The organism is Bartonella sp. W8151 (genome assembly GCF_016100385.1).
Classification (GTDB): Bacteria; Pseudomonadota; Alphaproteobacteria; order Rhizobiales; family Rhizobiaceae; genus Bartonella; species Bartonella apis.
On record NZ_JACFSO010000002.1, the window covers coordinates 118,562 to 131,928 of the forward strand.

Annotated in this window: 8 protein-coding genes and 1 tRNA gene; 7 read left to right on the top strand and 2 right to left on the bottom strand. The window is 42.2% G+C overall.

The features are described 5' to 3' along the window. Window positions 1-387 precede the first annotated feature (387 nt). From H3V14_RS03505 to H3V14_RS03535, 7 genes are all read left to right on the top strand, one after another. A complete protein-coding gene (locus H3V14_RS03505; protein ID WP_198226651.1) occupies window positions 388-3,159 on the top strand; it encodes a DEAD/DEAH box helicase in 2,772 nt (923 codons plus the stop codon). A 1-nt stretch (window position 3,160) separates the two neighbouring features. Beyond that, the gene (locus tag H3V14_RS03510; protein WP_198226653.1) at window positions 3,161-3,649 is read left to right on the top strand and encodes a hypothetical protein; all 489 of its coding nucleotides are present in this window, start codon (window positions 3,161-3,163) and stop codon (window positions 3,647-3,649) included. 818 nt (window positions 3,650-4,467) lie between these two features. Then, window positions 4,468-4,686 carry a hypothetical protein gene (locus H3V14_RS03515; protein ID WP_198226655.1) on the top strand — a complete coding sequence of 73 codons (219 nt, stop codon included), beginning with the start codon at window positions 4,468-4,470 and terminating at the stop codon, window positions 4,684-4,686. 1 nt (window position 4,687) lies between these two features. Continuing rightward, on the top strand, window positions 4,688-5,035 hold the full coding sequence (locus tag H3V14_RS03520; protein WP_198226657.1) for a type II toxin-antitoxin system RelE/ParE family toxin: 348 nt from the start codon (window positions 4,688-4,690) through the stop codon (window positions 5,033-5,035). 204 nt (window positions 5,036-5,239) lie between these two features. Further along, the gene (locus H3V14_RS03525) at window positions 5,240-5,518 is read left to right on the top strand and encodes a hypothetical protein (protein WP_246784980.1); all 279 of its coding nucleotides are present in this window, start codon (window positions 5,240-5,242) and stop codon (window positions 5,516-5,518) included. A gap of 645 nt (window positions 5,519-6,163) precedes the next feature. Further along, window positions 6,164-11,041 (top strand): type ISP restriction/modification enzyme, encoded by a 4,878-nt coding sequence (locus H3V14_RS03530; RefSeq protein WP_198226659.1) that lies wholly within the window; start codon window positions 6,164-6,166, stop codon window positions 11,039-11,041. Between the two features lie 2 nt (window positions 11,042-11,043). Beyond that, complete coding sequence (locus H3V14_RS03535) at window positions 11,044-11,949, top strand: hypothetical protein (RefSeq protein WP_198226661.1); 906 nt, start codon at window positions 11,044-11,046, stop codon at window positions 11,947-11,949. 333 nt (window positions 11,950-12,282) lie between these two features. Here the strand turns inward: H3V14_RS03535 and H3V14_RS03540 are convergent. Beyond that, window positions 12,283-12,367: transfer RNA gene (locus H3V14_RS03540), tRNA-Leu, on the bottom strand. Between the two features lie 382 nt (window positions 12,368-12,749). Continuing rightward, window positions 12,750-13,367 carry a 2,3-bisphosphoglycerate-dependent phosphoglycerate mutase gene (locus H3V14_RS03545; protein WP_198226663.1) on the bottom strand — a complete coding sequence of 206 codons (618 nt, stop codon included), beginning with the start codon at window positions 13,365-13,367 and terminating at the stop codon, window positions 12,750-12,752.

Below are 13,367 nucleotides of genomic sequence, written 5' to 3' on the forward strand. Positions count from 1 at the left end.
ACCGCGACATCAGTTCCAAAAACTAGCTATGAATCCAATGGCTCTATTGAAAAACAAGCAATCTGCGAACGACCGGATAGTTTTTGCTACAAAATATCTACAAGAGTTAAGCATGCACTGCGTCCAATGGTTTGCACCAAACCGATAATAAGTGATCCCGTCTATCTGCTTGAGCTATGCCAAAAGTTGATTGCTGTTTTATCAATACGGTGAAAGGTTGCTCACAATTTGCTAAATTGGATGTTGACTGCCGATATGATATAAAGCGGCGGGTCACCTGATGTGTTCAGGAAAGCATCTCGAGCTGCATTCCGGTTCATTTATGCCGGTTTTCAGCGATCAAAAGCCTTGCAACATAAAAAACGGGGATGAGATAAGTTGCATTTCTTGGAAAACACAAAGCCGGCGGCGAAGTTTGCCAGTGCCCGTTTTTGGCAGGAACGGGCAAGTGATATAGCAAAGATAGTACAAAGTGACATCAGGCAAATTGCGGAACGTCTTAAAAATGCCAACAAAGCGGATATAGGTGCTGTTTTCGACGAGTTTTCAGAGTTTCTCGGCAAAGACATTGAAAGCCCTCCTGACAAGGATGATATTGTTGAACTGCTGGCACAATATCTCGTTAGCAAGCCCGTTTTCGATATTTTATTTTCAAGTTCCAGTACTGCTGAACATAACCCGCTGTCACGAAAAGCACTGCGCAAAATTTTCAATAATTTCGACGATATTCGCAAGAGTTCGCACAAGGAAAGCCTCGAACAATTCTATCAAGCTGTTGCAGAACGCGCAAAAGGATTGGAACAAAAACCGGAAGCACGTCAAAAATTTATTGCCGAACTTTATGACCGCTTTTTCAGCAGAGCCTTTCCGAAGATGACCGATCGTTTAGGGATTGTTTATACGCCTGTGGAAGTTGTGGACTTCATTCTTCACAGCGTCGATGACATTTTGCGAACAGAATTCAACTGTTCTTGGGGAAGTCATGGCGTGCATATTCTTGATCCATTTACCGGAACAGGCATTTTTATTGCCCGTCTGATCGAATGCGGGTTGATCAAAGAAGAAGATTTAGAACGCGTTTATAAAAACGAGCTTCGCGCCAATGAGGTCGTTTTACTTGCTTATTTTATCGCCAAGATCAATATCGAAACAGCCTATCAAGTGAAAAACGGCACGCCCTATCGGGCTTTTTCCGGTGTCCATTTTTGCGATACATTCGTGACCAGTGAAAAAGACAAATCCCGTTTGGTGAAACCTGCCGACAGCCACGACCGCCAACAGGAGCATAAGCAGCTGAATTATGAGAACAGGAGTGATGTGACTGATATCCGGGTTATTATTGGCAATCCGCCTTATTCGACAGGGCAGGAGAGCGCCAATGATGATGCCGCCAATCAGAAATATCCGGAAATTGACCGGAGGATTGCCGAAACCTATCTTGCTTCGACACTGACAAAAGGTGGCAAGCGCTCTTCTTATGACAGCTACATTCGTGCCATTCGTTGGGCGTCCGATTATATCGGCAATTGTGGCATTATCGGCTTTGTCACCAATGCCGGTTTTATTCAATCCGCTTCAGCCGATGGCATGCGCAAATGTCTTGCCGAAGAATTTTCCAATATCTACATTTTTCATTTGCGGGGCAATGCGCGCACATCCGGCACATTGCGACAAAAAGAGGGAGGCAATATATTTGGCGTCGGTTCACGTGCTCCCGTTGCCATTTCGCTTCTTGTCAAAAATCCTTTTGCCAAACAAAAGGGGCAGATTTTTTTCTACGATATTGGCGATTATCTCGACATTACTCAAAAGCTTGGAAAAATTAAAAAGCTCAAAAGCATTGCCGGTCTAAAAGATAAATGGAAAAAAATTGTTCCCGACAGCTATCACGATTGGCTTAATCAACGCAATGGGTGTTTCAGGAATTTTCCTGCAATGGGTGACAAAAAGAATATACAGCGCCTTACCATTTTCAAACTCTATTCAAGCGGCGTTGTTTCGGGGCGGGATGCATGGGTCTATAACGCGTCAAGAACGAAGCTCTTGCAAAATGTCCAGCGGATGACAGAGTTTTATAATCAGGAAATTGACCGATATTCCCGTTACAGGCAACGCTTTCCCAACAAAGCTGTCAATGTGAAAGATTTCGTCAAAAAAGACGTAAAAAAATTTAGTTGGGGTGGTGGTAACTGGCAGGCAAGTTTCAAAAAACAGATCAAAGAAACATTTTCGGAAGATTTGACCGAAATTTCCAACGTCCGACCGTTTACAAAGTCATGGCACTATACCGCCCCGCGGTTCAATCACAGTTCCTATTCGATGAAAGAAATATTTCCGACGGGGGCTTCGGAAAACCTTGCTATTTGTGTGTCCGGTAATGGCAAGCGCGGTGGTTTTTCAGTTATCATGTCAAACAGGATTACAGATTTCCAGTTCGAAGATAATGGCCAATGTTTCCCGCTATATTTTTATGAAAAAAAATATGCGCGTGAAGGGGAAGAAGAGGGCGCCAAACAGAGTGGCCTCAAGCGTTCTGATGCCATCACCGATGAGGCTTTAAAATATTATCAAACCGCCTATTCAGATAATCACATCACGAAAGAAGATCTGTTCTATTATATTTACGGGATTTTGCATTCACCGGACTATCGAGCCCGTTTTTCCGACAATCTCGTTAAAGAATTGCCGCATATCCCCGCTGTCAAAACACTTGAAGACTTCAAGGCTTTTGCAAGCGCCGGTCGCGCATTAGGGCATTTGCATGTGAACTATGAAAGCGTTGAAAAATATCCGGTCAAACTTGTAACAAAAAAGAAAAAACTTGGCGCGGCCGATTTTTATGTAACCAGAATGTGCTATGGCGGGAGGGGCAAAAACAAAGACCGCTCGATCATTCATTACAATGACAAAATTACCCTTACCGGAATACCACTTGCCGCTTATGACTACATCGTCAACAATAAAACCGCGATCGACTGGGTGATGGAAAGGCAAAGTATACGCATTGATAAAACTAGTGGAATTGTCAATGATGCCAATGACTTTGCACGCGAGACAATGCATAATCCTGCCTATCCACTGGAATTATTATTAAGAACTATTACTGTTTCTCTGGAAACGATGAAAATTATTCGCAACTTTCCGGAATTGGAGATTTGATATGGCATCTTCGCCAACGATATTAAAACAATCTATCGCAGAGTTGTTGGCAATCTGTGATAAATTACGAGAGGCTTATCCTGCAAGATCTTTCGCATTGGATGGTGTTCTTTTAGGGGATATTGGTAAAACACTTGCAGAAGCTGATTATTTTTTAAAAATATTAAGCCCCAAACAACAACAGCATAATGCCATTTCAACGCATCCTGATAATCATGGAGCAAAAATAGAACTTCGTGTAACTATGCAAGAGAGTATCTTTTATATGGGGGTGACGGAGGAAAGAGTACCGGATTATTATTTAGGCTTAAAGATAAAGCATAATGGCGATCTTGAAGAAATTTATAATGGTCCAGGCTGGTTAATTAACGAGTATTTTGGTTTTAAAAACAAGCAAATAAAAACGACCAGTCGTACGCTGGATATTAAACGACTAAAGCGACTGAATAAAGATCCGCGAGCCAATCTTAAAATACGGAAACGCCCATAAGTCCAAGAAAGACTATATTGGCCAAAACAGCTTTTACAAATGTGAGTTATGAGCATGTGGGGGGGGCTAAATCACATTAAAATCGCTTGTAATTTGTCTAAATTGGACATTTGAAGGGAAGTACAGGGATGGCTAAAGAGGATAAGAAGCTAAGAGAAATTGGAAGTGTATCCGATCTAGGCCCATAAAATTGAAAGTGGCACACTCGGCCCTTCCGGTGATGGGACAATGCCTAATACCTATAACAGTCATGTTGTGATCTATTCACCACTCAGTGTTCATCCACCGGTCAATCACGTTTACGGAAGCATAGATCATGGCTCACCGACAAATCAAAAAAGATAATTTCTGGCCAGCTAGATTAGCTGGCCTTTTCCTAATCAAATTTTCAAGGATCTAGCAAACGAAGTGATCAGTTTAAGAAACTCGAAGGACGTCGTTGACGATAAGAACCGCTTAAGTCCAGACGATGCTGATCATATCAAGTCAGAAGACAAGGCACAAAAAACGTTTGTGATATTCATATTGCAGAAAGAGAAAGAAACGGAAAATTAAAATACTTATCGAAAATATCCCTATCATTATATCAATCGTTCTCATTGGCGTTACCTTTATTGTAAGGGCACAGGCAGACGGTAACTGTTATATGATTGATGACCCCGACGAGCGCGCATCGTGCGAAGGTAACTGTTACATGATTGATGATCCGGATCTTCGCGAGATTTGTCTTAGCTCTAAATGATAACCCGATGACAACCATTTGACACGTTATTGCATGTTCATATATGTTAAGATGAATTCACTTAGAAAGATAATCGATGTCTCACGCTAGCGTTAAAACACCTGACTTAGAACTTGACTTAGAAGAAGTCACTCAACGAGGTTGGACCGAAGCTGAGATGGACATTGACACGCTCAAGGCACTGGAAGAAATGGAAAAACCTGGTGCCAAAAGGTATAGGCATGAAGATGTTCGGCGCTTCATCTTGAGCAAATTCACAGATAAACCTCTTCCTTGGCCAGATCCCATTTCTTAATATGCATGTTATCAAAGCGATTCAATGGGAAAGGTATGCTCTTCACCAACTTGATACGATTACCGATTTTATAAAATACACTGATAAATCAGCGTCCGGTTCAGGTCCAAAAAGGGCGGAGCAACTGGTTGACGCGCTTGTTAATGCGGTTGAAGGCTTAAAGAATTTCCCCGAAAGCAATCCGGTTGATAAAGGGCTTCAAACTAAAATACCTGTAAGGCGAATGCTCGTCAGCAAAAGGTACGAAATACGCTATCTGATTGACGGCAACCAAATCATTCACATCGTTGCCGTCTATCACGTAAAACAAGCAAGACCGTCTATATCAATCAATAAGTCGCGCCGCTAAGCCTGATCTGTGCTCACTGACATTATAATAACGTGCTGCCTGCTGCACTGATTCATGGCCTGATTGCTGCATGGCTTCGGGAAGTGATATTCCTTTTCGAGTAGTTTCTTTGAGATAACCTGCCCGTAAAGCATGAGCTGGAAAATCGTCAGGATCCAAATCCGGCTTTTTTGACGCGCGATTTAATCATAGAGCCTTACTCTATTGAAGAATGTCGAGACCTTCAACAGACCTAAACAGCCATTGCCTTATCTTGAAACTCTTTATGACGGTATTGCCAAGCCGGATGACGATGAGACCTATCTCAAAGCTCTTCAGCTTCATGGTGCCATGTCATATGGGATGGCTATGCGTGTGTTGGGCTGGGGTGGTACTCGTGCAGCCAAGGCAGAAGATCGATTGCGTAAATCGGGACGCATTGCATACGGCAAGCATGGTAGGGCGGTGGTGGTAAGTAGTGATGCCAGTGGCAAAGAGCTGTAGCATGAGAAGTTTTTTAATTTGTGTTTGATTTTCACGGTCTTCAAATAAACAGACGAAAGTACACAATCCGTGCCTTTTTATAGTTTGTAAAATTATAACGACCAGTGCGCTGGTTTTGCAATCTTTTTCAGGAATTAACTTGACAAAAAGTCCGTTAAGTAACGTTAAGTTTGTTAAAAATACATGAGGGCAAGAATCTCAAAAACCTGAAGCCGAAACCTGTTGGGACAGGTAGCCCGCAAGCAGCCATTTATTAAAAAATGGTCATATGTAAGGCTTTGGTTTTGATGATTATTTTTTCAAAAGCCGGTAAAAAATAAAGAGTTGTGGGGGGAGGGCTAAAGTCGTGAACCTTATGGAAGCCTAAACCGGCATGGGGTTCATGCGTATCTTTTTTATTGGTGTTTGATTATTTTGATTTTCTATCTGTCTTCTGGTGGTAGCGTGCCAAAGGCACTGGCTTTTACCAGCTAAAACGGGTGCGGAGCAATACCGTAAAAATTTCAATTTAATGATGGCCCCATAGCTTTCGCACACTAAAAAACATCATTTTAATGAAAGTGCCTTTTCATTTCTGATGATTAAGGTATGACTTTTGTACATAAATCAGTCAAAGGCTGCGTACGTTATAGCGGAGGCAATAGCATGAGCGAGGTACTAGAACAGACATCCCTTGAAAAGGTCTTAAACCGTTTTCGCAATGCTGCGGCGTCCGAGCGTGAAAAAGGCACCTATTTTGAAGAGTTGATCGTAGCTTATCTGAAACACGAACCTTTTTATGCTGATCTTTATTCACAGGTATGGACGTTTAGAGATTGGGCGGTGTCACATGGCAAAGATGGGACAGACAAGGGGATTGATCTTGTAGCCCAAACCAAAAAGGGTGAACTTCATGCTATACAGTGCAAATTTTATGCCCCGGACCATAGAATTGAGAAAAAAGATATAGACAGCTTTATGGCGGCATCCGGTCAAAGACCTTTTGTAAACCGCTTTATCATCTGCACAACCAATCATTGGGGTAATAACGCCGAGGCGATGCTGGAAAACCAGCAAATTCCCGTCAGCAAAATTGATCTCGCAGCTCTTGAACAAAGTGTTATCGATTGGGAAAAATATGCACGGGATAAAGCACTTGTCATTCACGACAAGAAAAAGTTAAGGCCGCATCAAGAAACAGCTGTAAAAAATGTGCTGAAAGGTTTTGAGACGGCCGATCGTGGCAAGCTTTTTATGGCTTGTGGTACAGGTAAAACTTTCACCAGTCTTAAAATTGCAGAGGCACAGGCAGGCAAAGGCAAACGGGTCTTGTTTCTTGTGCCAAGCCTTGCCTTATTAAGCCAGACATTGACGGAATGGACACAACAGAGCGAAACCAAATTGCATAGCTTTGCTGTTTGTTCGGATGCAGAGGTCGGTAAAAAACGCGATAGAAACGACGATGACAGTGTGCAGACCTTTGTGCACGAGCTGCAATATCCTGCCACGACCGATGCCAAGAGACTGGCCGAGGAGATGATTGCTTGGCACGAAGAAAACGCCATGAGTGTGATTTTCTCGACCTATCAATCTATTGATGTCATTTCGCAAGCGCAAAAAAAATATGACTTGCCTGCTTTTGATCTTGTCATCTGTGACGAGGCGCACCGCACAACTGGCCAAACCTATGGAGGTGAGGAAGAAAGTGCTTTTGTTCGCGTTCATTTTAACGATTTTATTAAAGCAGCAAAACGTCTTTATATGACCGCTACGCCTATCATCTATCGGGATGATGACAAACTTAAAGCCGAGGATCGTGATCTTAAGGTCTATTCTATGGATGATCCGGACTTTTATGGCAAAGACCTATATGTTTTGACTTTTTCGGAAGCAGTAGAGCGCGGCCTTTTGGTAGATTACAAGGTGATTTTGTTGTCAGTTGAAGAACGCCTGATCAACCGCCGTTTGCAAAATCTTCTCAAAGACGAGAATAACGAATTGCGAGTGGATGATGCGACCAAGATTATCGGCTGTTGGAAGGCGCTGTCGAAACAGGATTCGAGTGAGAGTCTTCACGGTGATGTCAGCCCGATGCAACGCGCTGTTGCCTTTTGTCAGGTGATTGACCGGAAAAAAAGCAATAAGGTTGGCTCCCTCCAGATTGCGAGCATGTTTCAGGCGGTGGTGGAAGAATACCAGCGCACCGCAACTGATGAGGAAGAAACGTCCGTTAAGCTGCATTGCGAGGCGCGCCATGTTGATGGCGGCATGAACGCCAGTGAAAAGGAAGAAAAAATCCAGTGGCTTAGATCACCGGCTCCCAAAGACACGTGCCGCATTTTGTCAAATGTGCGCTGTCTGTCTGAAGGCGTGGATGTGCCAGCCCTGGATGCGGTTTTGTTTTTAACTGCACGCAATAGTCAGGTTGATGTGGTGCAATCGGTCGGGCGTGTTATGCGCAATGCGCCAGGTAAAACCCGTGGTTATATCGTCCTGCCGGTGGTTATCCCTTCGGGTGTAGAACCGCATGAAGCCCTGAATGATAACAAAACCTACAAGGTCGTCTGGCAGGTTTTGCAGGCACTACGTTCGCATGACGATCAATTCGATGCGATGATCAATAAAATAGCTTTAAACGGTGTTGATCCGCAAAAAATGGAAGTCATTGCTGTTACCGATCTTGGTAAGAGACGTAAAAAAGTAATGAAAGAAGCAACAGGTCTTGCAAAGCGCCAATATAATTTAGGTAAAGCCCAACCCGCTTCAGGTGCGGCAGTGGAACATCAAGGCGAATTTGTTTTTGAGGTAACAGAGTTTGAAAGGGCTATCATAGCTAAAGTAGTTGAAAAGGTCGGTAATCGACACCAATGGGAAGAGTTCACCGATGAGATTGCCAAGATAGCCCGCACTCACATCGACCGCATCAAGGCCATTTTAGAAAATACTGAAAACACCAAGGCCATTGCAACATTCAAGGAATTTTCCGCCGAATTGAAAGATGATTTGAATGATGCTCTTACCGATGACGAGATCATCGAAATGTTGGCACAACATCTCATCACCAAACCGGTTTTTGATGCCTTGTTTTCTGACTATAGTTTCGCAGCTCATAACCCGATTTCGCAAGCGATCCAGAAAGTTTTGGATGTGCTTAATGAATTCAACATTAATAAAGAATCGGAAAGCCTGAATAAATTCTATCACAGGGTCGCCATGCGTGCCGGGGGTATCAACTCGGCAGAAGGCCGCCAGAAATTGGTTGTTGAACTTTATGACAAGTTTTTCCGTAACGCGTTCCCAAAAATGACCGAGCGACTGGGTATTGTCTATACGCCGGTCGAGGTGGTGGACTTTATCCTGCACAGCGTCAATGATGTGCTAAAAGCTGAATTCAACCAGAGCTTGGGTAGCGAGGGCGTGCATATTCTGGACCCTTTCACTGGCACAGGCACCTTTATTACAAGGTTGATGCAAAGCGGGTTGATTACAAAGAAAGATTTGCCGCGCGTTTATAAACACCAACTTCATGCCAATGAACTGGTGCTGCTTGCTTATTATATTGCTGCCGTCAATATTGAATCGGCCTACCATGCTCTTGTAGGGGGAGACTATGAGCCTTTCCCCGGTATTTTGCTCACCGACACATTCCAGATGAGCGAAAAAGATGACTTGATTGACAACATTTTGGTTGATAACAGCCAGCGTCGCAAAGACCAGATGGCCTTGGATATCAAAGTTATTGTCGGCAACCCGCCTTATTCGGTAGGGCAAAAAAGTGAGAATGATAATAATCAAAACTTATCATATTTGAAATTAGATCAGCGCATTGCCGACACTTATGAGAAATTTTCAAATGCTAAATTAAGAACGTCGTTATATGACAGCTATATTCGTGCAATTCGTTGGGCTTCAGACCGGATTGGCGAAGCTGGCGTCATCGGTTTTGTCACAAATGCCGGTTATGTCGAATCTTCATCGGCAGACGGCTTGCGAAAATGTTTGGCAGAAGAGTTTTCCAATATTTATATTTTCCATTTACGTGGTAACCAGCGTACGTCCGGTGAGCGTTCCCGCAAAGAAGGTGGGAAAATCTTTGGTTCAGGTTCCCGCGCGCCGATTGCCATTTCTATATTAGTGAAAAACCCTGCTTCCAAGCAGCATGGAAAGATTTTCTTTCATGATATCGGCGACTATCTCACCACCGAGCAAAAGCTTGAAAAACTCGCCGATCTTACATCCATCTCAGGTTTAAAAGGCCAATGGCAACTCATCATCCCCGATGCTCATAATGACTGGGTTAACCAACGTGATGATAGCTTTAATGAATTTATCGCTATTGGCGATAAAAAAGTCAAAACAAGCATTACCATTTTTGATAATTATTCTTCCGGTGTGAAAACGAACCGAGATGCTTGGGCTTATAATTTTTCTAAAAGCAAACTGTCAAATAACATGCAAAGCATGATTGATTTTTATAATTCTGAAATTAACCGTTTCAATAATTCAAATATTAAAGAATTGAAAATAGATGATTTTATTAATCTCGACACAACAAAAATAAGCTGGTCAGGTGATTTAAAAGATGCATTTAGGAAACAAGTTAAGGGGATTTATTCAGTAGATAAAATTAAATCTAGCCTGTATAGGCCATTTACTAAAGAATTTTTATATTTTGATAAATTGTTTAATAACAGTATATACAAAATTCCTCTTATTTTTCCTAATGCGGAATCAGAAAATACCGTTATTTGTGTTTCAGGCATCGGTGCTATAAGTGCTTTTTCGTCTTTTATATCTAATAAAATTACATGTCTGGATGCTATAGAGAAAGGTCAATGCTTTCCGATGTATCTTTATGAGCAAGAGTCGGCGGGAGAAGGCTTGTTTGCCGATGATGATAAGCCAAAATTAAAGCGCCGCGATGCGATAACAGATGCGGGCTTGCAACATTTCCAAAAGGCTTATCAAGACAATACCATCAGCAAGGAAGACCTTTTTTATTATATTTATGGGTTGTTGCATTCTGAGGATTACCGCACCCGCTTTGCTGATAATCTGATGAAAGAATTGCCGCGCATACCGGCGGTTAAAAAGTTTGATGACTTCAAGGCATTTTCACAGGCTGGCCGTGCTTTGGCAGATTTACATTTGAATTATGAAACAGTTGAGAAATACCCTGCCAATATCATCACCAAAAATAAAAATTTGCAAGATTCCGACTATTATGTTCAAAAAATGAAATATGGTCGCAATGGTAAGGATAAAGATCTTTCAACAATTATCTATAATGACAAGATCACCATCAAAGATATTCCTTTGGAAGCTTATGATTATATCGTCAATGGCAAATCTGCCATTGATTGGGTGGTAGAGCGTCAGGGAGTCAAGACAGATAAACCCAGCGGTATTGTTAATGATGCCAATGACTGGGCAATAGAGACCATGCATAACCCTGCCTATCCGCTGGAGCTATTATTAAGAGTTATCACAGTTTCATTGGAAACGATGAAAATTGTTCACAATTTGCCAAAGCTGGATATTTAAATATGAGCAACCGAAGAGACGATTTTTCAGCACAAGTGAAGCGTACTCTTGCAGAGCGAGTTGGTTATTTATGTTCAAATCCTTCTTGTGCTCGGCCAACTATTGGCCCGGAAGAACGCACGAAAGATAAAAGTCGATCCGTTGGTATAGCTGCGCATATAGCTGCGGCCTCTCCTAGAGGACCGCGATACGATAGTAAACAAACGCCTGAAGAAAGATCTTCGATTGATAACGGTATTTGGCTATGCCAAGATTGTGCACGTAAAATCGATGAAAATGATAGCGTTTATACACGAGAAGAATTACATTACTGGAAGAAAACTGCGGAGCAGCGCGCCGCAAATGCGCTGGAAAAAAGTAATATCCATAGGGAGACGCCCAGTTTTTTTAAAAAAATGGCCTATGTTCAGTATGTGAACTTAGACCGGTTGCGCGCATATGTAAAAAAAGACAAAGATGATGAATATCTTAATAATCTTAATAAACATCCTCTAGACGATAGATCATTTGAAGAAGATGATGGTATTTATAAAATAATAAAAAGTTTAGATATTGTTTCTGCTCCGTATAATAAATCTATAATATTTTCAGATTACTTAATTGGAACAACGTTTTCTATAAATGAAATGTTTTATACAAAAAATGGAGCTAAAGACCGGCACAATTTCGATCGATCTTTGATCGAAAGGTTTGATATCAATAAAAGCCCTTATATCTATATAAAACACGGAGAATTTAAGATCATTTGTCCTTACGATCCGAGATTTATTTGTTCATGCACCGCAAATCAAGATTTCCATGGGGGACGAAGAAAATTTGCGGGACTTTTTTTTATGAAGGATTATGACGCTGACAAAAAAATCATCATCATGTCGCCTGTCATAATGGTGATCCCACCTCCAGAATAGATAGAGGGGTGTTAAAAGGATTTGAAAAATGAATATAATTAGCAATTATACTGGCGTTGATCTTTTGCTAAAAGTTTTTATAAGAATTGATCGTAATAAGAGGGGAAGGTGACGAGAAAGACATTTGATACAACCAAAGTGCATAATATCTATTCAAAATGTCATGTTAAAGAACCAATCTTATCCAACTCACGGCATAAAAAATTTTTTCAATGGGGCTAATTTACTTATTCAATATCTTATAAGCAACGGCCGAAAAGTGGGCTGTAGGGTGGACGGAAATAAAATATATTTTCTTAACTTATCGTTTTTATTATATTTTTCGGAATATTTTGGTGCCCAGAAGAGGACTCGAACCTCCACGCCTTGCAGCACAGATACCTGAAACCTGCGCGTCTACCAATTCCGCCATCTGGGCATTGCGTTCCATCTAAGCTGGCAATCTTTAACTGTCAACCCGAATTTTGTTTAGCCCACAAGCCAACATAAAATTTATCTCGAAGACACTTTCGTCGATTGATGAAAATTCAGCCGGAACGGAAATGACGTAGTTTTTCAGTTCGCAATGTGGGACAGTTTAATGTCGTGTAGTATCATGTCGGGCGGTGCTGTCTTGACCTTTTCAACGCCGTATTGTCTTTAATATTGCGCGTTGCATTTTTGCGTGCCTCAGCTTCAAAATTTATGGCTTCAGGTTTTACCTACCAATTTTCACAATACTGGCTGATAGAAAGCAGCGATCATAAAAAATGCCGGAGCAGATTTGTTCCGGCATGGCTTAAGTTTAAATTGAGGTCGATCTATTCCAGCACTTTTTTGGAAGCGATGGTTGAATCGGCATTGAGTTCGTAAATCATCGGAACACCTGTTGCGAGCTCGCGTTTGACGATTTCTTCGCCGCTCAAGCCTTCCAATGCCATGATGAGTGCGCGCAATGAATTGCCGTGGGCTGCAACGAGAACCGTTTCTTCCCGCAATACATGCGGCAGGATGTTGTGAAGGTAATAGGGCCAAACGCGTGCACCTGTATCGCGCAAGCTTTCGCCGCCCGGAGGTGGAACATCGTAAGAACGGCGCCAGATGTGAACCTGCTCTTCGCCCCATTTCTTGCGGGCGTCATCTTTGTTGAGGCCGGAAAGGTCGCCATAGTCACGCTCGTTCAAAGCCAGATTTTTGATTGTTTCAAGCTTTGGCTGCCCCATTTCATCCAGAATGTGCTGGCAGGTATGTTGTGCACGTTGCAGAGCGGATGTGAAGGCAATGTCGAACTTCAATCCTGCTGCCTTCAACTTTTTTCCGGCAGAGATTGCTTCTTCCAATCCTTTTTCAGAAAGATCGGGATCTTTCCATCCGGTAAAGAGATTTTTCAGGTTCCACTCGCTTTGTCCGTGTCGAACCAAAACCAATATTCGCGACAT